General features: G+C 40.8%; 26 protein-coding genes, 2 tRNA genes and 1 pseudogene. 25 read left to right on the forward strand and 4 right to left on the reverse strand.

The annotated features are described in order from the left end of the window. The first annotated feature begins 1 nt into the window (after nt 1). The 21 genes and pseudogenes from QFZ77_RS09360 (at nt 2) to QFZ77_RS09460 (ending at nt 20,714) form a co-directional block, all read left to right on the forward strand. Nucleotides 2-634 carry a sugar transferase gene (locus tag QFZ77_RS09360; protein WP_307438782.1) on the forward strand — a complete coding sequence of 211 codons (633 nt, stop codon included), beginning with the start codon at nt 2-4 and terminating at the stop codon, nt 632-634. Nucleotides 635-638: 4 nt separating this feature from the next. Continuing rightward, nucleotides 639-1,262, forward strand: coding sequence for an acetyltransferase (locus QFZ77_RS09365; protein WP_307449358.1), 624 nt, complete (start codon nt 639-641; stop codon nt 1,260-1,262). Beyond that, on the forward strand, nt 1,259-2,491 hold the full coding sequence (locus tag QFZ77_RS09370; RefSeq protein WP_307438785.1) for a glycosyltransferase family 4 protein: 1,233 nt from the start codon (nt 1,259-1,261) through the stop codon (nt 2,489-2,491). Before QFZ77_RS09365 ends, QFZ77_RS09370 begins: the two co-directional genes overlap by 4 nt. Then, nucleotides 2,492-3,514 carry a polysaccharide biosynthesis protein gene (locus tag QFZ77_RS09375; protein ID WP_307438787.1) on the forward strand — a complete coding sequence of 341 codons (1,023 nt, stop codon included), beginning with the start codon at nt 2,492-2,494 and terminating at the stop codon, nt 3,512-3,514. After that, a complete protein-coding gene (locus QFZ77_RS09380; protein WP_307438789.1) occupies nt 3,511-4,620 on the forward strand; it encodes a capsular polysaccharide biosynthesis protein CapF in 1,110 nt (369 codons plus the stop codon). Before QFZ77_RS09375 ends, QFZ77_RS09380 begins: the two co-directional genes overlap by 4 nt. A 3-nt stretch (nt 4,621-4,623) precedes the next feature. After that, nucleotides 4,624-5,751 (forward strand): non-hydrolyzing UDP-N-acetylglucosamine 2-epimerase, encoded by a 1,128-nt coding sequence (gene wecB, locus QFZ77_RS09385; RefSeq protein ID WP_307438792.1) that lies wholly within the window; start codon nt 4,624-4,626, stop codon nt 5,749-5,751. 86 nt (nt 5,752-5,837) lie between these two features. Beyond that, nucleotides 5,838-7,370, forward strand: coding sequence for a murein biosynthesis integral membrane protein MurJ (gene murJ, locus QFZ77_RS09390; protein WP_307438794.1), 1,533 nt, complete (start codon nt 5,838-5,840; stop codon nt 7,368-7,370). Nucleotides 7,371-7,453: 83 nt separating this feature from the next. After that, nucleotides 7,454-7,714, forward strand: a complete 261-nt coding sequence (locus tag QFZ77_RS09395; RefSeq protein ID WP_307438797.1) for a hypothetical protein — start codon at nt 7,454-7,456, stop codon at nt 7,712-7,714. Between the two features lie 88 nt (nt 7,715-7,802). Next, complete coding sequence (locus QFZ77_RS09400; protein WP_307438798.1) at nt 7,803-8,675, forward strand: glycosyltransferase; 873 nt, start codon at nt 7,803-7,805, stop codon at nt 8,673-8,675. 342 nt (nt 8,676-9,017) lie between these two features. Beyond that, nucleotides 9,018-10,103: an O-antigen ligase family protein gene (locus QFZ77_RS09405; RefSeq protein ID WP_307438799.1), complete on the forward strand. Its 1,086-nt coding sequence runs from the start codon at nt 9,018-9,020 to the stop codon at nt 10,101-10,103. Between the two features lie 234 nt (nt 10,104-10,337). Then, nucleotides 10,338-11,331 (forward strand): annotated as a pseudogene (locus QFZ77_RS09410) (undecaprenyl-phosphate glucose phosphotransferase); the annotation flags it as partial. A gap of 82 nt (nt 11,332-11,413) precedes the next feature. After that, nucleotides 11,414-11,539 (forward strand): hypothetical protein, encoded by a 126-nt coding sequence (locus QFZ77_RS09415; RefSeq protein ID WP_307438800.1) that lies wholly within the window; start codon nt 11,414-11,416, stop codon nt 11,537-11,539. 181 nt (nt 11,540-11,720) lie between these two features. Next, nucleotides 11,721-12,266: a dTDP-4-dehydrorhamnose 3,5-epimerase gene (gene rfbC, locus QFZ77_RS09420; protein WP_307438801.1), complete on the forward strand. Its 546-nt coding sequence runs from the start codon at nt 11,721-11,723 to the stop codon at nt 12,264-12,266. A gap of 153 nt (nt 12,267-12,419) precedes the next feature. Continuing rightward, the gene (locus tag QFZ77_RS09425; protein WP_307438804.1) at nt 12,420-13,607 is read left to right on the forward strand and encodes an outer membrane lipoprotein-sorting protein; all 1,188 of its coding nucleotides are present in this window, start codon (nt 12,420-12,422) and stop codon (nt 13,605-13,607) included. Nucleotides 13,608-13,728: 121 nt separating this feature from the next. Further along, a complete protein-coding gene (locus QFZ77_RS09430; RefSeq protein ID WP_307438806.1) occupies nt 13,729-14,259 on the forward strand; it encodes a DUF6036 family nucleotidyltransferase in 531 nt (176 codons plus the stop codon). An 11-nt stretch (nt 14,260-14,270) separates the two neighbouring features. Next, nucleotides 14,271-14,729 carry a hypothetical protein gene (locus QFZ77_RS09435; RefSeq protein WP_307438809.1) on the forward strand — a complete coding sequence of 153 codons (459 nt, stop codon included), beginning with the start codon at nt 14,271-14,273 and terminating at the stop codon, nt 14,727-14,729. Between the two features lie 85 nt (nt 14,730-14,814). Further along, on the forward strand, nt 14,815-16,179 hold the full coding sequence (locus QFZ77_RS09440; protein ID WP_307438813.1) for a YecA family protein: 1,365 nt from the start codon (nt 14,815-14,817) through the stop codon (nt 16,177-16,179). An 82-nt stretch (nt 16,180-16,261) separates the two neighbouring features. Beyond that, a complete protein-coding gene (alr, locus tag QFZ77_RS09445; protein ID WP_307438815.1) occupies nt 16,262-17,452 on the forward strand; it encodes an alanine racemase in 1,191 nt (396 codons plus the stop codon). A 232-nt stretch (nt 17,453-17,684) separates the two neighbouring features. Continuing rightward, nucleotides 17,685-17,966, forward strand: coding sequence for a CopG family ribbon-helix-helix protein (locus QFZ77_RS09450; RefSeq protein ID WP_028553892.1), 282 nt, complete (start codon nt 17,685-17,687; stop codon nt 17,964-17,966). Nucleotides 17,967-17,969: 3 nt separating this feature from the next. Continuing rightward, a complete protein-coding gene (locus QFZ77_RS09455) occupies nt 17,970-18,320 on the forward strand; it encodes a type II toxin-antitoxin system PemK/MazF family toxin (RefSeq protein ID WP_028553893.1) in 351 nt (116 codons plus the stop codon). A 135-nt stretch (nt 18,321-18,455) separates the two neighbouring features. Then, nucleotides 18,456-20,714: a Tex family protein gene (locus QFZ77_RS09460; RefSeq protein WP_307449362.1), complete on the forward strand. Its 2,259-nt coding sequence runs from the start codon at nt 18,456-18,458 to the stop codon at nt 20,712-20,714. A 717-nt stretch (nt 20,715-21,431) separates the two neighbouring features. On the opposite strand, the gene QFZ77_RS09465 is transcribed toward QFZ77_RS09460, so the two are convergent. From QFZ77_RS09465 to QFZ77_RS09475, 3 genes are all read right to left on the reverse strand, one after another. Further along, nucleotides 21,432-22,061 (reverse strand): hypothetical protein, encoded by a 630-nt coding sequence (locus QFZ77_RS09465; protein ID WP_307438821.1) that lies wholly within the window; start codon nt 22,059-22,061, stop codon nt 21,432-21,434. Nucleotides 22,062-22,354: 293 nt separating this feature from the next. Continuing rightward, nucleotides 22,355-22,519 (reverse strand): cortex morphogenetic protein CmpA, encoded by a 165-nt coding sequence (cmpA, locus tag QFZ77_RS09470; protein ID WP_090818813.1) that lies wholly within the window; start codon nt 22,517-22,519, stop codon nt 22,355-22,357. Nucleotides 22,520-22,638: 119 nt separating this feature from the next. After that, nucleotides 22,639-22,992: a hydrolase/acyltransferase gene (locus QFZ77_RS09475; protein ID WP_307438824.1), complete on the reverse strand. Its 354-nt coding sequence runs from the start codon at nt 22,990-22,992 to the stop codon at nt 22,639-22,641. 114 nt (nt 22,993-23,106) lie between these two features. Between QFZ77_RS09475 and QFZ77_RS09480 the strand changes: the two genes are divergently transcribed. The 4 genes from QFZ77_RS09480 (at nt 23,107) to QFZ77_RS09495 (ending at nt 25,669) form a co-directional block, all read left to right on the forward strand. Then, nucleotides 23,107-23,580 carry a SprT family protein gene (locus QFZ77_RS09480; protein WP_307438826.1) on the forward strand — a complete coding sequence of 158 codons (474 nt, stop codon included), beginning with the start codon at nt 23,107-23,109 and terminating at the stop codon, nt 23,578-23,580. A gap of 19 nt (nt 23,581-23,599) precedes the next feature. Then, a tRNA-Asn gene (locus tag QFZ77_RS09485) sits at nt 23,600-23,675 on the forward strand. An 8-nt stretch (nt 23,676-23,683) separates the two neighbouring features. Further along, nucleotides 23,684-23,772, forward strand: a tRNA-Ser gene (locus tag QFZ77_RS09490). Between the two features lie 154 nt (nt 23,773-23,926). Then, nucleotides 23,927-25,669, forward strand: a complete 1,743-nt coding sequence (locus QFZ77_RS09495) for a methyl-accepting chemotaxis protein (RefSeq protein WP_307438828.1) — start codon at nt 23,927-23,929, stop codon at nt 25,667-25,669. A 60-nt stretch (nt 25,670-25,729) separates the two neighbouring features. On the opposite strand, the gene corA is transcribed toward QFZ77_RS09495, so the two are convergent. Next, nucleotides 25,730-26,659: a magnesium/cobalt transporter CorA gene (gene corA, locus QFZ77_RS09500; protein ID WP_307438830.1), complete on the reverse strand. Its 930-nt coding sequence runs from the start codon at nt 26,657-26,659 to the stop codon at nt 25,730-25,732. Nucleotides 26,660-26,723: the final 64 nt, after the last annotated feature.

Raw genomic sequence — 26,723 nt, forward strand, 5'->3', positions numbered from 1 at the left:
GATGAAGCATAAAAAAGGATTTTATGTAAATTATATTAAAAGACCTCAAGATTTGATTCTTACTTTGATAGCTCTTATTATTATTAGTCCGATACTTTTGGTTGTTGCTATTATGGTGCGATTTAAACTAGGAAGTCCAGTATTATTTACCCAAGAACGACCGGGAATGAATGGGGAAATATTCAAAATATATAAATTTAGAACTATGACTGATGAGAAAGATGAAAATGGAGAGCTATTTCCAGATTCGATAAGACTTACTAAGTTTGGTAGGTTTTTAAGATCTACAAGTCTTGATGAACTTCCTGAACTCTGGAATATAATTCGTGGAGAAATGGCGATAGTTGGGCCGAGACCTTTATTAAATCAATATCTGCCTTTGTATAGTGAATATCAAAAGAGAAGACATGAAATGAGACCTGGTCTATCTGGACATGCTCAGATTAACGGACGTAATGCAATAAGTTGGGATGACAAGTTTAAACTAGATGTTGATTATGTAAACAATGTGAGTTTTATTGGAGATTGGAAGATCATTTTCCTTACGTTTAAAATGGTATTCATGAGAGAAGGAATTAGTTCAAATACATCAGTTACAATGGAGCCTTTTAAGGGTTCACAACAGGAAGTTTGAGATGATGAACAAAATACTATTGATTATCGGTGCCAGTGGACATGGGAAAGTTGTCGCTGACATTGCGATAAAAATGAATAATTGGCAAAGCATCGCATTCCTTGATGATAACGAGTCTATTAGGACATGTGTTGGTTTAGGAGTCATCGGTAAGTCTGATGATGCTTTTAGATTCAAAGATGATGCCGAATTCTTTGTTGCTATTGGGAACAATAGCACAAGAAAGAAGATTCAAGAGAAGCTAGAAACAGATGGCGCTTCGGTGGTGTCACTGGTTCATCCTCGTGCTGTGATTGGAACTGATGTTGAGATTGGAGCCGGTACTGTTGTTATGGCTGGTGTTGTAATAAATAGTTCTACGAAAATAGGTAAAGGATGCATCATAAACACATGTAGCAGTTTGGATCACGATAATGTTATGGAGGATTATGTGCATATTTCTCCAGGTGTGACGACTGCAGGTAGTGTGATAGTCGGGCATGGTTCGTGGTTAGGTATTGGAAGTACAGTAATCAATAATATAACCATCTGCAGTGCTTGCATAGTAGGTGCAGGGGCTGTGGTGGTTAAGGATATTACTGAGTCTGGGACTTTTGTGGGGGTGCCAGCAAGGAGAGTAGACTCTTGAATGTATTGTTTTTAACGTTGTTAGATTTTTCTTCTATTGATGAGAGAGGAATTTATACTGATTTAATGAGGGAATTTGTCAAAGCTAATCATAACATTTACATTATCTCGCCTACAGAAAAAAGGAAAAAAGAGCCAACAAGATTACTTGACAGCGTGAAAGTCAAAATATTAAAACTGCAAATTGGAAATATTCAAAAAACAAATTTGATTGAAAAGGGCATATCAACCTTAACACTCGAATCAAAATTTAGAGAAGGAATATCTCAATTTTTCAATGACGTAGCGTTTGATTTGGTTTTATATTCAACCCCACCTATTACACTGCAGAAAGCTGTTGAATTTGTTAAAAATAGAGATAATGCAAAAACATATTTATTGTTGAAAGATATTTTTCCGCAAAATGCAGTTGATTTAGGGTTACTTAAGAAAACTGGAGTAAAGGGTTTAATTTACAAATATTTTCGGTCAAAAGAAGAAAGACTTTATAGGATATCTGACTACATTGGATGTATGTCAGAGGCAAATGTAGAGTATATTTCGAAAAATAATTTGAATGTTAAATCAGAAATTGTTGAAGTTTGTCCTAATAGTATAGAACCCGAGAATGTTAAGAAAGACGAAACAACAACATATAATCTAAAAAACAAATATGGAATATCTATTGGTAAAACTGTATTTATTTATGGTGGGAATTTAGGGAAACCGCAAGGAGTAGACTTTCTTTTGGAGTGCTTAGAGGCAAACGAGGATAACGAGCATTCATTTATTTTAATAGTTGGATCAGGGACGGAGTTTGGTAAATTAGAAAACTATTTTGAAATTAAAAAGCCGAAAAATGCTAAATTATTACACCAACTTCCGAAAAATGATTATGAAGAATTAGCCAATTCATGCGATGTTGGATTGATTTTCTTAGATAATCGATTTACCATACCTAATTTTCCGTCAAGATTACTTTCATATATGCAAGCATCAATGCCAGTATTAGCAGCAACTGACGGGAATACAGATATCGGGAGGGTGGTAGAAGATGGTATATTTGGATTTTGGTGTGAAAGTAAAGATGTGGAAAAATTTAATAAATTAGTTAATAGTTTGTGTGATTTAAATTTGAGGAAAGAATTAGGTGCAAACGCTAGAAATTATTTAGAGAATAATTATACAGCGAAACATTCATATGAAATTATTATAAATCATTTTAAAAACATGGAAAAGAGGAACTGTTAGATGTTTGATGGGAATACGTTATTGATTACAGGTGGTACAGGTTCCTTTGGAAATGCCATAATGAAAAGATTCTTAGATACTAATATAAGGGAAATTCGCATTTTTTCTCGTGATGAAAAAAAACAAGATGATATGAGGAAACAATACAATAATGAGAAATTAAAGTTTTATTTAGGCGATGTTAGGGATTTAGCAAGTGTAAAAAACGCGATGCACGATGTAGATTATGTTTTTCATGCGGCTGCACTAAAACAAGTACCTTCGTGTGAGTTTTTTCCTTTAGAAGCGGTTAAAACAAACATATTGGGTACGGATAATGTTCTTACCGCAGCTATAGATTTCGCAATAAAAAAAGTTATTTGTCTTTCTACAGATAAAGCAGCTTATCCGATCAATGCAATGGGAATCTCGAAAGCGATGATGGAAAAAGTTCTTGTCGCAAAATCAAGGACAGTATCACGAGATAAAACAATGATTTGTGGAACAAGATATGGCAACGTTATGGCCTCCAGAGGCTCAGTAATTCCACTCTTCATCGAACAAATAAAAAGTGGAAAGCCGTTGACAGTGACAGATCCTAATATGACAAGATTTCTGATGAGTCTCGAGGAGGCTGTTGAGCTCGTAGTGTTTGCTTTTCAAAATGCTGACACAGGAGACATTATGGTTCAAAAAGCACCTGCTTGCACTGTTGGTGAACTTGCTCAAGCATTGAAAGAACTATTTGATGCTGATAATGAAATTAAAGTAATTGGTACTCGACATGGTGAAAAATTATACGAAACCTTGCTTACTAGAGAAGAACGTGTGATCGCACAAGACATGGGCGGGTTCTACAGAGTTCCAGCTGATCAAAGAGACCTGAATTATGAAAAGTATTTTGTAGAAGGTGACGAGAAGCTAGCTACAGAAGATGAGTATAACTCTCATAATACCCACAGACTAAGTGGTGAGCAAGTAAAAGATAGGCTGCTGGCGTTAGACTATGTAAAAGAAGAGCTGAAGGGCTGGAATAATCGGTGAAAATTCTTGTAACAGGTTCACAAGGATTTATAGGAAAAAACTTAATAGTAGAGCTAAGAAACAGAGAATATAATGATATTTTTGAGTACAACAAAGATACTGTCCCAGAACTTCTTGATGAGTATTGCAAGGAAGCAGCCTTTGTATTTCATCTTGCAGGGGTAAATCGACCCAAAGATAAATCAGAGTTTATGGAAGGAAACTTTGAATTTACTTCAATTCTGTTAAAAACTCTATATAAGCACAAAAATACCTGCCCAGTGATGATTTCCTCTTCTATTCAAGCTGAGCTTGATAACCCTTACGGTGATAGTAAAAAAGCAGGAGAAGAACTTCTATTTGAATATAGTAAAGAGACCGGAGCAAAGGTGCTAGTATATAGGTTTCCTAACGTATTTGGTAAATGGTGCAGGCCAAATTATAACAGTGCAGTTGCGACATTTTGCCACAATATCGCGCATGATTTGTCTATTCAAATGAATGATCCAAGTGTTGTGATGAATCTTGTTTATATAGATGACGTTGTGAAAGAGCTAATTAAAGCTCTTGAGGGGAAAGAAAACAAAGTAGATAAATTTTGTGAAGTGCCTGTAAGACATACCATCACTGTCGGTGAAATTGTTGAGCAAATTTACTCATTCAAGAAAAGTAGAAATGACAGATCAGTTCCAAAAATGTCAAATATATTTACAAAGAAGTTATATAGCACTTACTTAAGCTACTTACCTGAGGATCAGTTCAGCTATGATCTTAAAATGAATGTAGATCAACGAGGGTCCTTTACAGAGTTTATTAAAACCTCCGATAGAGGTCAGGTATCTGTGAATATCTCAAAATCTGGTATTACAAAGGGAAATCATTGGCATCATACGAAGAATGAAAAGTTCCTCGTAGTTAGTGGTAAAGGGGTTATTCGTTTTAGAAAAATAGATTCAGATGTAGTATTGGAGTATTTCGTTAGTGGTGACAAGATGGAAGTAGTGGACATTCCAACAGGATACACACATAATATTGAAAACCTTGGGGATACAGATATGGTAACGATTATGTGGGCCAATGAACCATTTGATCCAGAAAATCCTGATACATACTTTTTGGAGGTATAGCTTATGAAGAAGTTAAAAGTAATGACAGTCGTAGGGACTAGACCTGAGATAATTAGACTGTCAGCTGTTATCAGAAAACTAGATGAATCAGAAGCAATAGATCATGTGCTTGTCCATACAGGACAAAACTACGACTTTGAGTTGAATGAAGTGTTTTTTCAGGACTTTAAATTAAAAAAGCCAGATTATTTTCTAAATGCCGCTTCTGGATCGCCTATGACTACCATTGGTAACATATTTATTAATATTGAAAATGTCTTAGAGGAGGTAAAGCCAGATGCGTTTCTTGTTTTAGGGGATACAAATAGCTGTTTGTGTGCAATTGCAGCAAAACGAAGACACATTCCAATTTTCCATATGGAAGCAGGAAACAGGTGCTTTGACCAACGTGTTCCCGAAGAAACAAACAGAAAAATTGTTGACCATATTTCAGATGTAAATTTAACCTATAGCGATATTGCAAGAGAATATTTACTAAGAGAAGGTTTGCCTGCAGATAGGATTATCAAGACTGGTAGCCCAATGTTTGAAGTAATCCATTCCAGAATGGATGATATAAATAATTCAGATGTTCTTAATAGATTGCAATTGATGGAAGGGCAATATTTTGTTGTATCTGCCCATAGAGAAGAAAATATTAATTCGGAATCCAACTTTCTAAGTTTAGTTGAAAGTCTCAATGCCATTGCTGAAAAATACGAACTTCCGGTTATTGTCAGCACACATCCGCGAACACGCAATATGATTGATTCTAAAAAAATAGAATTTCATCCGTTGGTTTCACTTCTGAAACCACTTGGTTTTAATGAATATGTTAAACTTCAAGTTAAATCCAAGGCTGTTTTAAGCGATAGCGGAACAATTAGCGAGGAGTCCTCAATACTAAAATTTAGGGCGCTTAATATTAGACAGGCACATGAACGCCCTGAAGCCATGGAAGAAGCATCAGTCATGTTGGTTGGATTAAACAAAGAGCGAATTTTGCAAGGTTTGGATATTTTAGAATCACAAATACCCGCAACGTTGAGGACTGTCAGTGACTATAGTATGCCAAATGTTTCGGAAAAGGTACTGAGGATTATTCTTTCTTATACGGATTATGTGAATAGGACTGTATGGGGCAAGCAATAATAAGGTCAATTCTCGCACAAATGGAATTTTAGAGTATTGTGTATAAATAAGCATGATTTCCGTCATGCAATAGTTTGGGGGATATTGTGCGAAAAAGATCGGTATTAAGAGAAACGTTGTTTTCATCAGGCGTTTCTGCCATTGCTAAGGTATTGGCTTTTATAAGAACGTCGGTTACTGCTTCGATTTTCGGTGCGACTGGGGTGACCGATGCATTTTATATGGCATCAGATATAATAACCCTGCTTTCAGGAGTAACAAATAGCCTAACAACCGTAATTGTTCCAATGCGAACTAAGCTTAGCGCAGAAAAAGGGGGTAAATATGCCGAGCAATATACAAATGCATTATTATGCGCAATGCTTTTGTTTTCATTGTGTTTCGGTGTTCTTATATTTATTTTTGCGCATTTCTTTGTAAATCTATTTGCCCCGGATTTTACTAAAAGCGCACATGACCTTACTGTAATTGCTTTACGTATTTTTTCTCCTATCATCGCGGTAACAACAATCGTATCTCTTTTTTCAGGGATTCTTAATGCACAAGAAAAGTATGTTCCCGGACAGCTAACAGGGATTATGTTGAATTTGGTTTCCATGATTTTCCCGCTAATTCTTAATAAATATTTTGGCATATATGCAATGATTTTCGGATTTTTAGCAGGCAGTGTCTTACAGATTGCTGTATTAATTCCGTTTTTTAAAGGATCATACAGGCTTTTTTTTGAATTTAAATGGAAAAAATTTCCAATCAAGAAAACAGTCTTAATGTGCGTTCCTGTTTTTATCGGATCATTTGCCTTTTCTATTAACCAGGCAGTTAACAAGGCGTTGGCGTCTAGTCTACAGATAGGAAGCGTAACTGCTCTAGGCTATGCAAGCCAATTGATTTTCTTTATTCAAGGGGTAATTATAATCCCTATAACTACAACATTATTTACCACTCTTTCTATTCTTGTCACCAACAATAGAAATGACGAGGTCAAAACACAGCTAAATAAGGCTTGCTCGATCCTTATGCTTTGTTTAATTCCAATTACAGCAATTAGTATGCTATACAGTGAAGAAATTGTGAAAATTGTTTTTATGCGTGGAAAGTTTGACGAATCGGCAAGTATATTAACAAGTCAGGCATTTTTATTTTACGTTATAGGACAATTACCTGTTGGCATAAATTTGGCTTGTACACGACTTTTTTACGCATTACAGGACACAAGAACACCTTTGTATGTCAATTTATCAAGCGTTGTGGTTAATATTATTCTTAATCTCATTTTTGTCAATTTTTTTGGAATAGCCGGTCTTACTCTATCAGCTTCCGCTGCTTCACTTTTGTCATGTGTAATAATAATGTATTTACTAAAACGAAAGTTAGGACCAATGGGATATAAAACAATTTTAATCGATGGACTGAAAATGCTTAGCGCTCTACTTGGAATAATTGTTGCAGCGTACCTTATCAATAATTTGTTAGATGCTGGGGCTATATTTTTAAGGCTGGTTTTAGTAACTATAATTGGTACATCTCTATATTTGATTGTTTTATATTTTTTAAAGCAACCACAAATTGTTTATATTTTTAATTCATTAGTAAAACAATTACGTCGTCAAGTATCTTGAGTAAATACTGTGAACTTAATGAACCAGCATAAGATTCCGAGTTTTACATTGGGGATCAAGTATTGCCTAAATAGGAGATTATTATGAAAGTTGCCATGATTTGCGGATTACATCCATCAAATGATAGTGAACTTATTAAAAAGAGCATTATTATGCCGCAATATGCTGCACATAGGACTGCTGCCGCCTTGGCAGAGGGCTTTTATTTGCACATGCAGGATGATTTTACTATTTTAAATATTCCGTTTGTCGGGTCTTATCCTAAACAACATAAAATGCTACACGTACCGTCATATGAGTGGGTGTTTATGGGGGAAAAAACAGGCACCGACAATCGCTTTTAATAATTTGTTTGGATTTAGGCAGATATCAAGAAAAAATGCAGTCGCAAGTAGTCTACTCAAATGGGTTTATGAAAATCAAGACGAGGACATGTTTGTAATTGTTTATGCTTTGACAACACCATTCCTTCAAGCAGTTAAACAAGCAAAAGCAATAAACAGTAAGCTAAAAGCTTGCTTGATTGTTCCTGACCTTCCACAATATATGGACGCAGATTCAAGCCTAGTCTATAGAACACTTAAATCGATTGATATAAAAAAACAAAAAACGCTGCTGAAAGAAATTGATATGTTTACTTTAGTTTCAAGTCATATGGCAAGTGCACTGAATATTGACAAGCCCTTCATCGTTATTGAGGGTGTTATTGATACAAAAAAATTGCCGATCAGTTTAAATAGCCCAATGCCTGAGCACGAATTTGTTATAAAAAAGATTGTGTATACGGGTGGGGTTAACACAGAATATGGAATTGAAGGCCTATTGAAAGCTTTTTCATTAGTCAAAGGACAAGATTATGCCCTTATAATTGCTGGAAGTGGAAATGCTGTACAGATGGTAAAGGAATACGCAGAAAAAGACAGCCGCATCCAGTTTCTTGGAACGCTCAGCATTGAAGAATCCATAAAGTTGCAAGGCGAAGCAACTTTACTGATTAATCCACGCCAACCAGATAAGGATTTTGTCAAATATTCTTTTCCTTCAAAAACACTTGAATATATGATGGCAGGAAAACCTGTGCTTATGTTTAAATTAGATGGGATTCCAAATGAGTATGACGAATTTTTATACTATTTTGAAAACAATAATGACTATGAGGGCATGGCTAAAAAAATTGTAGATATTTGCAGTCTGCCTGCTAAACAAAAATTTGAGCGCTGTAGAAAAGCTATTGAATTTCTGAGAAATGAAAAAAATGTTTTAAATCAAACGGATAAAATACTAAAATTATTATCCCAAATTTGATAGGAGAGGATTATTATTTTTATTAAAGCAGAAAATCGTTTATCGTTTTACGATGAATTAAAAGCTTTCATAGCAACAAATTTTGTTTTTGTTTTAATTGTTTCAAGTTTTTGGATTTTCACACTCAGCATTCCGTTGATAAATAAAGGTTTTACAATCAGTATTTCAGAAATTATTGTTTTATATCTATTTTTTTTCATGTTGTTTAAAATAATAAGAAAAAGTTATAAGCCATCCGTGGTTTTAAAACGGCAGCTAATTGTAATAGGGATATTTTCTGTTTATTTTATATTACTCGTTTTATTTCGATTTTATCTACACAATCTTAAACTGGATATGTTTTTGTTTGCAAAAGTTACTTTTCCTGTGATGGCTTTATTTTTTTACTTTGACCATAAGAAATTTGATTATTCAATAATTCTTGCAAATATTGTATGTGCTGGTCTTGTGGCTAACATAATTCAATTATTAGTTGGTGCTACTCTTGATTATCCATTTGTTTTACCTTTAAGTACATTAATGATTAATATAAATATCTTTAATTGTTTTATTGTCTCAATTCTTCCTTTATGTTTTATAATTCTATACCGACACTATGTGAAGACGCGCCTTACTTCAAAATTTATACTTAGTGTTAGTTTCACAAATATTATCATAACGCTTGCTTTGCTTACGATATCTGGTTCCCGAACTGGATTTGCTCTAGCAATGTTTTTTACCGTACTTACGCTAGCACTTTCATTCAAATCAAAAAAACTATTAAAAAACTATTTTTTCTCAATACTTTTAAGTCTGGTTTTGATTGTGTCATTTATCTCCATTGAACATGTTAGTGGTTTTTTAATCAGAGGAAGTATGTTAAATAATACTAGCGTGCAGAGCGCTGTAGCAAACGCGGTAGTAAGCACAGATACTGTATTAAAAAATAATAAGAATCTTTCAGAATCAAATACTCCAAATGAAAAAACAAAAGAAGAGAAATTCGGGTTTAATTTCAAAACTGAAAACATTGTTATTAGTAATAAAGAAAATGATGGCTTCAGATTTGCAATGTGGAAGATTGCCTTTGATAGATTAATTAAAAGTCCGTTTATTGGAACCGGAGAGTTATTGTTTAGTGTGACATCGAGTGGAAAAGCCGTTCCTTCTCAATCAGTCCATAATTTTATCCTTGAAATTCTGCTAGCTTGTGGAATGATTGGTTTATGCCTGTATGCTATTGTTATTTTGCTACCGATTGTTAAAACTATAGTTATACTAATACAACAAAAAAATATTGTTATACCTTCACTACTTATGCTTTCAATCTTTTTTATAGTATCTTACAGTATGTTCCAGCCCTTTTTCCTAACTCATTCTATCATCCTCATACTTTGGTTGATAATAGCATTCATTTACCAATATGGAGTACAAGAAAAAGGGAATTAATTAGTAAATGTTTCGCAATCCACCCAAAAACCCAGCAGTGGTAATGGAGATCACTGAACTGTAATTGCGATTTTAAAAAGGTCAGTTCCTCAATTTTTTGGGGAGGATGACCTTTTTCGACATGCTGAAGCTTATGCATTTATAGATGCAGCCGACTTCTTTTTGACTATTGGAAATAATAGTACAATAGAGAAGGTTTAAAAGAAGTTTGTACCGCTACATGATTAAAATCCGTTAAGGCAAAAGGGCTACAACAAGCAGCTCATTCTTATTCTCGGTGCAGGCACACTCGGTCGTCAGTTCTACACGAAGCTGAGGCAGCATCCTGAGCTTGGGTACGAAGTCGTCGGTTTCCTGGATGATTTTCAGGAGAAACATGAAGTTTCTTTCCAGAGCTATAAGCCGATTATTGGGAAGATAGACGATCTCGAAGACATTCTGAACGATCTCATTGTCGATGAGGTTTTCATCGCTCTTTCGTTAGATGCACACCGTAAGTTCGGCAGGATCATCAATGTCTGTGAAAAAATTAGTGTCAAACCCTGATCATACCGGACTTTTACGACTTCTTGCCATCTCGTCCTTATTTTGATAATTTTGCTGATATGCCGCTTATTAACGTACGAGATATCCCGCTGGATGAGTTCCGGAACCGACTTTTCAAGCGAGCTTTCGATATTGTTTTCGCCTCTATGGCTATTCTAATTACTTTGCCCGTTATGATTGCTTCCGTTATTGCTATTAAGCTAACTTCTCCAGGTCCGATCATTTTCAAACAAGAGCGTGTAGGTCTAAACCGCAGAAGGTTTATGATGTATAAGTTGCGTAGTATGAATGTGTTGGCAGAGAGTTCCTCTAATACGGAGTGGACGGTTAAAAATGACCCGCGGCGAACGAAGGTCGGTACTTTCCTTCGCAAAACGAGTCTTGATGAGCTGCCGCAGTTTTTTAATGTGCTTTTTGGGCATATGAGTGTTGTCGGTCCAAGGCCAGAGCGTCCTTATTTCGTGGAACAATTCAAGGAAGAAGTTCCGAAGTATATGGTGAAGCATCATATCGTCCTGGGATTACGGGGTGGGCTCAAAGCAACGGTCTCAGAGGAGATACCTCTATCGAGGAACGAATCAAGCATGACATTTTTTATATTGAAAATTGGACTTTTCTATTCGATATTAAAATTATTTGGAGAACGATTATTAATGGTTTTATTAATAAAAATGCGTACTAAAATTTTTTTCGCCTCAACCGCATGATTCGTCAACATCTTCCCCATACTATGCATATACTAAGTATGCGGGGAGGTTATTCTTATGATCGATCATGAAGACGCTTACCAGGATGATCATTTGTCAGTTGGCAAAGGATTGATTGTTGGTGTTGTGTTCGGCTCCCTGATCTGGGCGGCCATTATTGCCAGTGTTGTGTATATGTGGTAAAACGTAATTCATAAATGAAGAGGCTGCTGAGGCTATTTATAGCTCCAAGCAGTCTCTTTTTTGTTTTCAAAATGTCGAAATCTGGAAGTTAAAGTGCTGGCTGCGTATATTCAATGAAGGCGCAAGTTAGAGACAATTCCAAATAATCATGCATACGTTAGTTACAGAGGTGATCTAGCTGATGAATGTTATTGCCACAAAACTGCCAGGATTATTTATTATTGAACCTGATGTCCATGGGGATCATCGGGGTTTTTTCATGGAAAGTTATCATCGTGCGAAATTGGCGGAGCATGGAATTGATGTTCCTTTTGTTCAAGACAATCATTCTTTATCTTTAGAAATTGGAGTTTTGCGGGGGCTTCATTATCAATTGAATCCAAAAGCACAAACGAAACTAGTTCGGGTTGTTTCAGGTTCTATTTATGATGTGGCGGTAGATATTCGTAAAAACTCTTCTACCTTCGGTGAATGGGTGGGCGTCACTCTTAGTGCGGCTAATAAGCGCCAGCTTCTTGTTCCTCAAGGATTTGCTCATGGGTTTTGTACGACTGAGCCCCAAACTCAAGTGTTATACAAGGTGGATGAGTATTACTCTCCTGTCCATGATAGGGGAATTTTATGGAGCGACCCGGCTATTGGCATTGATTGGCCGACAGCTAATCCCATTTTATCGGATAAGGATCAGAAGCACCCGTTGCTTAAAGATGCGGAGATTAATTTTTAGCAGCATTCAAAAGAGCTCATTAGGGCCATTCCATTTGGAGTGGCTATTTTTGTTGCTTTATTTAGCCAAGCCCCAACTCGTCTGCATAATCGGCCAAGTCCCCTCATATGCATGTACTATGTTGATGTTAATCATGAGTGAGGGGATGATCGAATGCGCCGGGTCACATGGGTGGTAGCAGTGGTGATGTGCTTAGCATTGGTTCTCGCGGGATGCGGGATGGGCAAAAAGGATGCAGGATCTATTGTAAAGGATTTGGATCATGTGATCAGCAAGTCGGGCAGCTATCAGGCTTCAGGAAGCATGATTTTGAACACGGGGCAGCAGCCGCAGGAGTATCAGGTGGAGGTGGCTTACTCGCCGGATCATTTCTACCGTATTTCGCTTACGAATGCGGGGAAGGATGTGACGCAGATCGTACTGCGTAATGAGGAGGGCGTGTTCGTGCTGACGCCGCATCTCAAGAAGAGCTTCCGCTTCCAAAGCGATTGGCCGGAGAATCAGGGGCAGGTGTATTTGTTCCAGTCTCTTGCGAAGAGCATAATTGCCGATAAGGATCGCCAATTTACGACGGATAATGATACGTATGTGTTCGATGTTGCAGCCAATTATCAAAATGAGCAGCTGTCACGCCAGAAAATTTGGCTGAATAAGAAGACATTGGCGCCTAAGCAGGTTCAGGTGTCGGATGCGAATAAGAATGTGTTGGTTCAGGTGAATTTTACGAGCTTTGAATTCGATGCTAAGTTCGACAAGGATTATTTCCAAATGGAGCGCAATATGACCAGCTGGAATTTGAAGTCTTTACCTACGATGGCTGACGTTGGCGTTACGGATGCCAATCACCCAGCAACAGGTGGTAAGTCTGTAACAGATAAGAATCTGTCAGCAACAGGCGGTCAATCCGATCAAGCTGCAGGCCAAGCTCAAGATGGGCAAAAGGCTGCAGCGACTAAAACAGGTACTGATACGACGAAGCCGACTGCCGCGGCAAGCAAAGCTCAGAGTATCGGTATTATCGAGCCGTCCTACCTGCCGAAAGAAGTGGTGAAGCAGGATATCACGGATATGAAGCTTGGTGAGGACGCAGCGGTCCTTTTGAGATACAAAGGGAAGTACAACTTCAGTCTCATAGAGGTGAGACCACAGGCCAAATCAGTGTCCTTGCAGCCGGGTACGATTGTTGATCTTGGATTCACTATCGGCGTGCTCACGGGGGATGAGAAGAAGACGCTCACTTGGACGAATGACGGCGTAGAGTTCAGATTGTCGACTGGCGATTTGCCTACGAATGAAATGATCAAAGTCGCTATGGCGACTGAGGGGCAGTCTGGGAAATAAGATGATCATAGAATCAATATAAGTCGAAAAAGGGAAGCACTGCTCGAAATGAGCAGGTGTCTTCCCTTATTTTCATTACCAATTTTGTGAAGTATAATGAGTAATAAGAGGTGATGAATGAATGGACTTATTGAATTTATTTGACAAGGATGACGGTCTAACTAAAGAAGATATTTTGAGCAGATTAGAGTTATTTGCCAAAGAGCTTCGTTCTGGAACGACCATCATCGTTATTGGCGCTGCATCCATTATTCTCACGATTGATTCATCTAGGAAAACAACGGATGTTGATATTTTAAATACGACTCGGGTGGCGAGCTATTCAAAGTACGATATTCAAATCGTTAATGAAGGTATACTTTTTCTCTGTGAAGATTATCGAGATCGGTTGATATTAAAGGCGGATTTTGGAGGTATTCTAGTGTTCACATTAGGGTTACTGGATGTTGCCTTGGTTAAGCTTGGTCGAGGTTTAGATAAGGATATTGAGGATATAAAAGAAATATTAATATCAGGTGTTGTCTCAATAGAGCAATTTAAATCCAAATATAGAGAGTTTCGTTACGGTTACGGGGGAAGCTTCGAAATTTTAGACAATAACTACTTGGCAGTTGTTGGTGAAAAATACCTATCGAATGATAGGATGTTTTGAGGGGGCTAACCATGGATAAAATGTTATATTTGGATTATCTTCGTCAATATCTGAGCAGCTATGTAAGACGGATGTTTGATATGGAGCTTTCCTTGGAGAATCTAGATAAACTCTTTGAATTCAAGGGAACTGAACGTCATCAGTATCCCTTATATTTCATTTGGATGTTGCCTGAGTATACAGATTGGTACATACAGCATGATAAGCAGTCTTACATACTATTAGGCGATAATTTTGCGCAACATATGAAGGATTTATTTCCATATAATTCGTTTGTTTTGACGGACTTATTGAAAGTAGTTCGATTTCCGGAACAAATTCGTTCCGAACAAAAACTGCTTCAAGCCAAGCTGTCATTAGGTTCAAAAGTTGTACATATTTTAGAAGGAAGTCAGAAATTTCTTTGGAGTTTTATCTCTAAATTAGAAGCTATGAAGAAGGAAATAGGTGCAACGATAGCAAATTCATAAACAAGAAGATTTAACCAACTCCCCATAAAGGGAGTTTTTTTGGTATAATGCAACTTTGGAGTAATTAGTTATTGGAGTGTCTTTGATGAAAACAACGAATAAATTAACAATGGAAGAACTACAACTATTTTGGGAAAATGAAACAGCCTTGTTCAGTAAGTATCTTACGGAAGAAGGCAAATTAAAAGCAGAGACAGTAGCAAAGTATGTTTATAGCATACGATTTGTGACGACGGAGTATTTTGTTCGTTATGAGTTGGATTATGCACAGCTGCAGGGCGAAACGATTGTTGATTTTCTGGGTTATTTCTATATTAGCAAAATGCTGAATAGTTCGAAGTCTGATGTCGATATTTATCTTCCGGCTATCATAAAGTGGACGCAATATCTTCTGCAAGCAGCCAAGATTTCGGCTCTGCAGGGGGCTGAGGTATTAGCAGTGTGTAATTATAAGGAGTTTTTCGCTGACAGGTTTGATCAATATATGAATGCGAAAAGTGATAAGGCCATGAAAAAGTGGCTTGATTCCAATGATATCGACGCTTACTTGGCTCAGCAAAAGCCTAGATCCGCATCTGTACAGCTAAAGCCTATTGTGGTTGATAACAATCTACTTGAGCAATGGATGGATAACAAAACCGCTGTGCCTCAAATTGTTGCGGATTTCAGGGAGTTCTTGGCTTTCCTACAGGATGCTACGAGCATCAAAGTGACGCCGGCCAGACAGCATTTGCCACGGAAGTTTTGGAAAGAGCTCGACGAGAAGCTGCAATGGAATCTTTTTCGCAAACCGACTTTGAATCAGGATCAAGAGCCCTTGTTTCAGTTCTTTTTCTATGCAGCGGAAGCATTAGGGTTGATAGCAGAGCGTAAGCAGCAGTGTGAAGTTACGAATCAGGCCGTAAGATTTCTTGCTTTATCTGATAAGGAACAGGCAGTCGTTCTATTAGATTCGCTTTGGAATAACGTTGAATGGGGAAACTTGCAGGAATCTAACGAGGGCGGTTATCCTGAAGCGATCCAGGCCTTAAGAGAGCCGATTGCAAGTGTGCTAGCAAGTTGGCCTGTTGATCACGAGCATGATGTGCAAAAAGAATGGAAGAAGAATAGGGAATCTGGGAAGCTGCTTGACACTAGTGCAGATGTTTTTCTTCATTCTGTTGTAGCTGTATTGATACGTTTTGATCTGGTCAGTGCGCAGTATTTGCCGGAGTCTGAAATCAAGTATGCTTTTCAAAGAACGCCACGTATCATGACGGTAAAAGATTCGGGTATGCGCGTTTTCCGCTATTTTGCTAATGAAAATGTTCAACCTCAGCAGAAGCCGGCGGTAGTTCGTGTCATCCATTCTACGAATGATCTAAAGGCTGTTTCTGGTAATAGTAAAATCGGACGCAATGACCCTTGCCCATGCGGGAGCGGGAAGAAATATAAGAAATGTTGTTTATAAGTCTGTAAAAGTAAGGTTGACAGTTTTTTGTGATTAGGATTAACATAGGTTTACTTGTAATGGATAAATGAGGTGAACGCTGGTGGATGCTTTTTATCGTCCCACGTGGGTAGAAATTTCGTTAGATGCACTGCGAAGCAACATTGAAGGTTTTCAGAAGGTACTGCCGGCAGGAATGAAACAGATGGCAGTCGTTAAAGCTGATGCGTACGGACACGGGGCTGTTGAAGTATCCAAAGAGGTTCTCGCCGCGGGTGTGGATTACTTGGGTGTGGCGTTTTTTGATGAAGCGTTGGAGCTAAGGAATGCAGGGATCACCGCACCAATTCTGGTACTAGGCTATACGCCTCCAGAAGGGGTTGATAGAGCGCGTGAACTCGATGTGACGATTGCTGTCTATAGTAGAGATGTTCTCGAAAAGCTTTGTTTTCAGGGGCAAATGGAAGACGAGGCGCTACAAAAGAAGCTAAAGATCCATATTAAGCTGGATACGGGCATGGGTCGACTTGGTTTGCACACGGAAGAGGATGCTATTCCATTTATTGAGCAAGCGTTGACGCTGCCGAATGTGGAAGTTGAGGGTTTATTCACGCATTACGCGAATGCAGATGAAGTTGATAAGAGCTATACGATGGAGCAATATCGCCGTTTTGAGCGAATTGTGAGCTATTTTACGGATAAAGGTGTAAAGTTTCCTTATATACATGCAGGCAACAGCGCAGCGGCCATAGATTTGCCAGGTTTGACGTATTCGATGGTTCGTTTGGGGATTTCGATGTATGGTTTGTATCCTTCCGAGGATGTGGATCAAGCGAAAATTGAATTAAAGCCGGTGCTAAGTCTCAAAACAGGGATTGTTCATCTTAAAACGCTGCCTCCAGGCTCTGGAGTTAGCTATGGAACGATTTACCACACTAAGGGCGACGAACAAATTGGGACACTGCCGATTGGCTATGCGGATGGGTATTCTCGGATGCTCTCGGGTAAAGCGGAGGTTCTTGTTCGGGGCAAAAGAGTGCCGATCGTCGGTAAAATCTGTATGGATCAATGTATGATCAATGTATCGGATGTGCCGGAAGTTCAGTCTCTGGACGAGGTTGTGGTGATTGGGGAACAAGACGGAGAGCGCATTACGGTTGAAGATGTCGCTCGTCAGCTCGGTACTGTTAACTATGAAATCATTTGTATGATTTCACATCGTGTTGCGCGTGTGTATGTGCGTGACGGCAAACGTATAGATGCAATTAATCCTCTCATGCGGCATCGCTACTAAAAGTAAAAGTAAGTGTAAAAAATTGCTGTTTCAGATTAATTTACCATTAATTTTTTCTGCTATATGGAGAGGATTTTCTAAATAGGCTATCGAATACTATGTAAGTAGGAATCTTATATCCAAGTGTGTAACATATTTGATATACTAGATGCATATATCTATTGTATAAATTGGTTTTTGGAAAGACATACTGGTAATATTGTCTTTGTATCGTTTCTGGGGGTGCGAGAGTGTGAGCAATGCGCATAATACGAAAAGGATCATGATTAGCTTGCCTGACAATCTGTTGCAAGAAGTGGACGGTATTGTCGAGAAGGAGAATTCCAATCGCAGCGAATTTATTCGCCAGGCAATGAAGCTGTATTTAATTGAACGTAAAAAGCGCAGTCTACGCGAATCCATGCAGCGTGGGTATATGGAGATGGCGAAAATAAATCTCAGCATGGCATCTGAAGCTTTTCAAGCGGAGGAAGAAGCGGACGGTACGCTTGATCGCTTAGTAAGCGGGGTGTAAGCAGTGATTGTGAAACGTGGTGATGTATTTTTCGCAGATCTTTCGCCGGTTGTAGGGTCGGAGCAGGGAGGGGTTCGTCCTGTTCTAGTGATCCAAAATGATATCGGCAACCGCTTTAGCCCAACCGTGATTGTTGCAGCGATTACAGCTCAAATCCAGAAGGCGAAGCTTCCCACGCATGTTGAAATTGACGCGGAAACGCATGGTTTCGACAGAGATTCGGTGATTCTGCTTGAACAAATCAGAACGATCGATAAGCAACGGCTGACGGACAAAATTACGCATTTGGATGAAGAAACGATGCGCAAGGTGGACGACGCTTTGCAGATTAGTGTGGGACTGATAGAATTTTGAATAGGATCAGGAACGGACGAGGGTGATTGGTTCCCTCGTTTTTTGGTTTGTATACATACATAGGAATAAAAATGAATAGAAGTGGGGGAACTGTTTGTGGCAAATACGGAAGAGTTGAAGATAAAGGCTAATGAAATGGAAGAGCAAAAGTTGAGCGAGACAGAGGGAAAGAAGACAAAGGCTAGTGAGTATGAGGAGCCAAGGGAGAAAGTACAGATCTCTGAAGAAAAGAAAGCAGAGATCCAGGAGCGTATCCTGAAGCAGATCTCTGCTGAATTGCAGCTGCCCGCAGGCAAAGTGAAGACAACGATGGGGCTGCTTGATGAGGGCAACACGATTCCGTTCATCGCTCGTTACCGGAAAGAGATGACCGGGGAGCTAGATGAGAATCAGCTGCGAGATATCGAGGATCGGTTACAATACTTGCGCAACCTAGAGGATCGTAAGATCGAGGTTGTTCGTTTGATTGATGAGCAGGGCAAGTTAACGGATGAGCTGCGCAAATCGATTGAAGGCGCTGCGAAGCTGCAGGAAATCGAAGATTTGTACAGACCGTTCCGTCAAAAGCGCAAAACGAGAGCGAGCGTTGCCAAAGAGCGCGGTCTCGAGCCGCTAGCGGAATGGATCTGGAAGCAGCCTCGTCAAGGCTCGCTGGAGCAAGAAGCAGCGCGTTATGTGAACGCGGACAAGCAGGTAGGAAGCGCCGCAGAGGCGATTCAAGGCGCAATGGATATTCTTGCGGAGAATATCGCGGATGATGCTAAGATTCGAGCTTGGGTGCGTAGATATACGCATGATCAGGGGATTTTACGTTCCGAGGCAAAAGATGCAAAGGCTGAATCTGTATATGAGATGTATTATGCGTATCAAGAGCCTGTTAAACGCTTGCCGCCTCACCGTATTCTCGCGATTAATCGTGGGGAGCGGGAGGAAGTTCTGAAGGTTGGCTTGGATGTTGCCGTCGATAAAATTCACGATTATATGGTTAGGCAAGTCGTAAAAGGTGATTCAGTTGTTCGCGACGTGCTTCGCTCTGTTGTCGAAGACGCTTATAAAAGGTTACTCGCACCTTCGATTGAACGCGAAGTGCGTGGTGAAATGACTGAGATGGGCGAGGAGCAAGCGATTAAGATTTTCGCGGAAAATCTGCGGAATCTGCTGCTCCAAGCCCCAGTCAAAGGGCACGTGGTGCTGGGTGTCGACCCAGCTTACCGGACAGGCTGTAAGCTGGCCGTCATTGACGACACCGGTAAAATGCTTGAAATCGCCGTCACCTACCCGACGCCACCAAATAATAAGGTGGCGGAAGCTAAGGCGAAGTTCAAGCAGTTGATCAGCAAGCACAGCGTCGAGCTGATCGTGATCGGTAATGGGACGGCTTCCCGTGAAACGGAGCAGTTTGTTGCGGAGCTGATTGCCGAGATCAAGGAGCAGAAGCTCAAGTACTTGATCGTAAGCGAAGCGGGGGCGAGCGTATACTCCGCGTCGAAGCTGGCGCAGACGGAATTCCCGGAGCTCGACGTAGCCGAGCGCAGCGCGATCTCGATCGCGCGGAGGCTGCAGGACCCGCTCGCGGAGCTTGTGAAGATCGAGCCGAAGGCCATCGGCGTCGGGCAGTACCAGCATGACGTTTCGCAGAAACGTCTGGACGAGAACTTGAAGGCCGTCGTAGAGTCGGCCGTTAACCATGTCGGCGTGGACCTGAACACGGCGTCCCCGTCCTTGCTCTCGTACGTGTCGGGCGTGAACGCGACACTGGCGAAGAACATCGTCAAGTATCGCGAGGAGAACGGCAAGTTCAGCTCCCGACAGGAGCTATCGAAGGTTCCGCGCCTTGGCGCGAAAACCTTCGAGCAGTGTGTCGGGTTCATGCGGATTCCGGGCGGCCGGAACCCGCTCGACAACACCCCGATCCATCCGGAGTCTTACGACGTGGTGGATCGGCTGTTCAAGGAGCTGCGCCTGGAGTTGGCGCAGCTTGGCTCACAGCAGCTGCTAGCGCTGCTGCAGACGCTGGAGCCAGAGGAACTGGCTCCTAAGCTGGGCGTAGGTGTCCCGACGATGCGGGACATCTTAGACAGCCTGCAGCGGCCTGGGCGAGATCCGCGGGACGAAGTCCCTGCGCCGATCTTCCGCACCGACGTGCTGCAGCTTGAAGACCTTGTGCCGGGCATGGAATTGACCGGCACGGTGCGCAACGTTATCGACTTCGGTGCCTTCGTCGATATCGGCATTAAGAACGATGGGCTGGTGCACATCTCGCAGCTCAAGAACGGCTTCGTGAAACACCCCATGGATGTGGTGTCCGTTGGGGACATCGTCCAAGTATGGGTGCTTAACGTAGACGAGAAAAAAGGTCGCGTTGGCTTGACCATGAAAAAGCCTCAGCAATAAGAATCAGCAGCAGTTGGCAGCGTTATGCTCCCAGCTGCTTTTTTTGTAGGCTTATCGCTGGGCCAATTAGAGCTTCCAAAGGCTGCTAAACCTCAAGTATCTTTGCATTTTCGATAAATAGAAGCTCCTAGGGACCCTTATTCGGGGAAAAATGGGAATATTAATAATGAAATTTACAAATAAGAGCTTGTAGAGACTTCTATTTAAATATTTTTGTTCGAAATTGCTCAAATAACAGCTTTTAGAGACTCCTATTCGGGAACGAGGGGGTTTAGAGTGGGGAGTCACTCGTACGCCCAACCCAGAGGCATTACCGTTATCAACGAATCTCCACATCATCCTTCCTTAAGTTACTCGTACGCCCACACAAGAGGCGTTACCAACACCAACTAATCCCCACATCATCCTTCCTTAAGTTACTCGTACGCCCACACAAGAGGCGTTACCAACACCAACTAATCCCCACATCATCCTTCCTTAAGTTACTCGTACGCCCACACAAGTGGCGTTACCAACATCAGCCAATCCCCACATCATCCTTCCTTAAGTTACTCATACGCCCACCCAAGAGACGTTTTCGACATCAACCAATGTCCACATCATCCTTCCTTAAGTTACTCATAACGCCCACCTCCGAGCGTCATCTCCATCACTTACCCGACATCATCCTCTCCAACAAGTACTCATACATACTCCCCCATATAGGGGCAAATGTGTTTATTTATGAACTCGCCCCACATCCTTTAAAGAGTAAACCATTACATTCCGCTGACCAGCTACAAGAGAGATCATGCCCTCAAGGGAAAGGCGTTTTAGCCATTCTGCTGCGATACGAATATTTACATTGCATTCTGCAGCGACATCCCGCAGTCTAATTTTGCCACTACGATGCGTGGCTATTTGTATAATAAGCTGCTTCCTTAACTCCCACTTGTTGATTTCTAGGCTGGCGAGGGGGGAGAGAGGCGGTATTTGAGCAGTTGACTTCCTCGGCAGCATCACATAAACATTATTTTTCTGAACTACACTTATCTTGCCTTGCACTAATCCTGGATGTTCTTGAACTTCACTCATCTTGCCTTGCACAAATCCTTGTTGCTCATGAACAGGATTCATCTTGCTTTGCACTAATCCTGGATGCTCATGAACAGCATTCTTCTTGTGCACTAATCCCGATTGCTCATGAACAGCTTCGTTCCTGCCCTGCCGCTCTTGAACTACCGCCATCTCTCTTAAATTCCCCCGCTGAACCATCAATTCAGAACCACTCATCCAACCACCAAACCCGTGTCGCCCCAATCCAAGTTCACGCATTTTTCTTAACCAACCTCTTGTTTTACGTGGCATAATAATCGACTCCCCCTTTTTTATGTACGAAAAAAAGCACACCCGAACCGCAGAAATTCTGCAAGATCGAGTGTGCTTCACTCCGATAATCTATTACATTTATTTACAGTATAGAGGGCACATTTCAAATATGCAACCTTTTTTTAACAAATGTTTACTTTTCTCAGCAAGTAGTAAGTTGCTTTGGTTTGAATTCACTTTTCTCTGCAAGTAGTACGTTGTTCTGTTTTCACTATGTAAATGGACATTGCAAAAAAGCCAGCACCCGCTTCGCGCAAGTACTAGCTCTTTTATCAAAATTTACGCTTGCCCGGTCCGTCCGTCGATTGGGTGTCAGGCCACTCCTCTTGTGAGCGGCGGGTGCGGTAAAAGTACCAGCTATCATTCAGCAATCGGATTTGTCTGCGGTTTTTGTTCTGGAAGGCCCGCATTAATTGATTACAGAGCCATTGCGGCATATGCCCATCCCCTTCTTCGCCATGTAATAATAGCATATGAGGGATTGCTTCGATGGGTGCAGGTCCTTTTGATTTGTGTTACTTTTTTGCTAAGTGCTTTATAATCGCTCTCTTAAAGATTAACCCTCAAATTCCTCTTCATACCACTGTTCCAGCTGGGCTTGAAGCGCGCGAATTTCAGTTAATAAGGAAATAAGTGGATAAGACTTTTCCTGGATGCCAGCAAAGGTATTTTCCAAACGATTAATGTAATCTAAACCTTGAATTAGAGTATGCGCTGTGCCAATCAATTCCAAGTCGTCGCATTCTGCAATAACCCGTGGAAGCTGAGGGACAGAGTCAGCGGTCAATTTCTCTAATTCTTTGTGCAATCTTTGATTCAGAGCTGTCAATTGATATGAGTATGAAGATGGCATTTCAACGAATTCTACTTGTTGTTCGAACTTAAGAATGACATATCGCATTTGCGGCATAAGGGTTGTTCAAATCCTTTCTTTAGAAAGCTTTCGATCTTCTTTTCTACTTGACAGTATAGCCGTACATACGGTACAAATTCAAGTGAGAACTTGTCAAAGGAGCGAATGGGGATGGAGGATCGGGAGCTGCAGCAATGGATCGAGCAGATCTCTATGGCATCGTTTGGGAGGCCTTTTGTACATCAGGCGCGGTTTAACCGGAGATTAAGGTCGACGGGCGGGCGCTATTTTACCAAATCCCATGATATCGAAATCAGTTGGATGCAGTGGGAGACATTTGGACGAGATGAAATTGAGAAAATCATTAAGCATGAACTTTGTCATTATCATTTGCATATATTGAAGCGTGGCTACCAGCATCGCGATCATGATTTCAAAACCTTGCTGGCGCAAGTTGGAGGTACCAGGTTCTGCCGTTCGCTGCCGCGGGCTTCCCAGAAACAGTCCTATAAATACAGGTTGGAATGCGTTAATTGCAAAACCGAATACTTCCGCAAACGCAAAACGGACGTCCGGAAATATGCATGTGGAAAATGTAGGGGAAAATTGAAATCGTATACACTTGACTTACTAACGCCTTCATAATAAAATAAAACTTATTCATTCCCTGATAGCTCAGTTGGTAGAGCACTCGACTGTTAATCGAGTTGTCACAGGTTCGAGTCCTGTTCGGGGAGCCAGTATCTTTGGAGAGGTACCCAAGTGGCTATAAGGGGACCCTCTGCTAAGGGGTTAGACTGCGTAAGCGGTGCGAGGGTTCGAATCCCTCTCTCTCCGTATCCGAATTAGCTGGAAATAAGCTCAATGGCATTCATGCCGTTGAGCTTATTTTTGTTAGTTAATTACATTCATTTTTAACAGTTTTCTAACATCTATTAAACTATTTTCCGTTATAATGATCAAAAATAGATTAATGACGGGGGCAAATTCTGTGGCAAAATTGTTATCTATACGTGTACGACTCCTTTTATTGCTATTAGTTCCTTCCATGCTGTATCTAGGCACAAGTGTGTTTTTACTGCAGCAAAGTAAGTCCAATACGGAAGTATTAGCTTCATCTCTTTATGAAACTACGAATAAAAGCACTTCGCTTATCTTGAATGCAGATCGCGATATGTATCAGGCGTTGACGGCTTACCAGTTGTTGGTTTCGGGAACGTTGACTGCGGAAGAGAAGACGAAACAGCTTAAAGCTTTAAAAGACAACATCGATCAAACGAATACAAGGGTTGGACAAGCGGCTGATATAATAAATGCCAAACAGTTGTTACAAACAGCGCATACAGAGACGAAGCAAACCATTGAGCAGAACATAGCTGGCTTTCATACGTCATTTGACCAATGGGCGAAAGAAGCGAATGCCGTTGTTCAGTCGTCGAGTACTGGAAAAGGGATTATTAATGATGCTAAATTAATAGCAACTTTCGAAAAAGGCCGCGAGGGCATGAATCAAATCGGTGAAATTTTGGATGCCTATGCGAAATCAAGTATTGAAGAGATCAAGGCTCAAAATGATAAAACGGCAAAAACGATCTACATATCTATCGCTATGATTATCATTTTACTCACGACAGCAGGATGGATAGTTATTAGTAAAATAATGAAAACGATCAGTAGAATCGTGAAGTTAACCGGACAAGTAGCTGCAGGGGATCTTACTCACGAGCCTCAGCAAACGTACGCCAAAGACGAGCTAGGTAAAATCACAGAATCGGTAGATAGTATGGTTTCGAAAATTAAAGGTTTGATCGGCACGATCGCTCACAATACCCAATTTGTACAGGATGCCTCTAACGAGCTTTCGGATAGTTCCAAGGAATCGGCCACGGCTTCTGAGCATGTCGCAATCAGTATTCAAGAGATGACGCAGGACGTCGAAGTGCAGGCAAGAAGCAGCGCAGAAACGAGCCGAGCGATTGAGGAAATGGCCATTGGGATTCAAAGAGTGGCTGAAAATTCAGGCGTTATGGCGGAGCACTCCTCCCTAACTTCTCGTCATGCCGAGCTTGGAAATGACTTGCTTGGGAAGCTGCAGCAGCAAATTGTGAACATGTTGAAATCAGTAGAGCAGCTTTCACAAACCGTACAATCCTTAACACGCAAATCCGATGAGATTGGTCTTATTGCATCGAGCATTACAACGTTTGCGAATCAAACGAATCTGTTGTCACTGAATGCTTCCATCGAGGCAGCTAGAGCGGGTGAGCACGGCAAAGGGTTTAACGTTGTTGCGAATGAAATTCGTAAGCTTGCATCGCAATCTATCGAGTCAGCAGAGGGAATTAATCAGTTGATTCATGAGACGAGAGTCGAGATCGCCAGTGTTTCAAATTCTATGAATGCAACCAAACAGGAAGCTAGTGCGGGATCGAGCATGATGCAGGAAGTGAACCTAAGCTTCCATACCATCATGCAATCGGTGACACACATTGTGACTCAAATTCATGAGACTTCAGCGATTACCCAGCAAATGTCGGCAAGCTCCGAGGAGATTTCTGCGACAATGGATCAATCGGCATCGAGTTCAACGCATATTTTGAACAAATCCCAAGGGGTTGCTGCTGCAACAGAGGAGCAGTTAGCGATGATGCAGAATATTGCTGCTGCCTCCGAACAGCTTAGGTCCGTTGTAGATACTTTGAATGAATCTGTTTCTTACTTTAAAATGAAGTAGCTGCTAGTAGTAAAAAGGCACCTCTGTGATTGATGGTCACGGTGGAGTGCCTTTTTTTCGTTAAAACCAATGCTTACGTTTGAAGTAGTACCACATAATGCCGCTTAAGATGACCATAAGAATCCAGACATACAGATATCCATAATCCCAATTCAGTTCGGGCATATATTTGAAATTCATACCGTAAAGTCCGACGATAAAAGTCAGAGGAAGAAAGATCGTGCTAAAGATCGTTAACGTCTTCATAATCTCATTCATCCGGTCGGACTTCATGCTCATTTGGAGCTCGAGGAGTCCGGTTAGCGACTCCCGGAAAATGTCCAAAGAATCAACGACTCGTGAGATGTGGTCCATGATATCCAGGAAATAGACATCATCTTCTTCACGTGTGTAGGGGAAGGAGTGGTGCGCGATGGCGGAAAGGATAATTCGTTCCTCCACAATGACGCGGCGCAGCTGATGCATAGCCCGTTTGAGTTGGAAAACATCCTGTGCAATGCGAATCCTAGGGTTACGATACACATCCTGTTCCATGCGATCCAAGCGATCGTCAAAATGATCCGCAACGATGGAATAATCATCGACACAACGATCGAGTATCGCATGAAGAATGGCTCCTGGATGCATTAATCGATCTTCAACCTCTTGGCAGGTATGGTAAAGCTGATCTATGAAGGGGAGATTGTCCTTGTATACGGTTATCACAAAATTTGATCCGATCACGATCCCTATTTCCCATGGTTCAAGCTGCTCAGATACCGCGAAAAAGGTTAGAAAAATATGATTTTTATACGTATCCATCTTCGGTCGTTGGTTCAGCTTAATCGCATCCTCAATGAGGAGAGGGTGGCACATGAATAAGTCCCCTAGGACATGTTTGACATCGTCAGGAGAGGGGTTCTCCATTCTCACCCAAGCTACTTCGTTCGGACCGGGAACGCGTACCGTTTCCTCATGGACCGTTCCATGGGTAGATTCATAAATTAGCATGAATGACAAGCACCTCGAGTATTTTGAATTGGTCTCAGCATACCATATTTGCCCATGAGCATTC

Source organism: Paenibacillus sp. V4I3 (genome assembly GCF_030817215.1).
Classification (GTDB): domain Bacteria; phylum Bacillota; class Bacilli; order Paenibacillales; family NBRC-103111; genus Paenibacillus_E.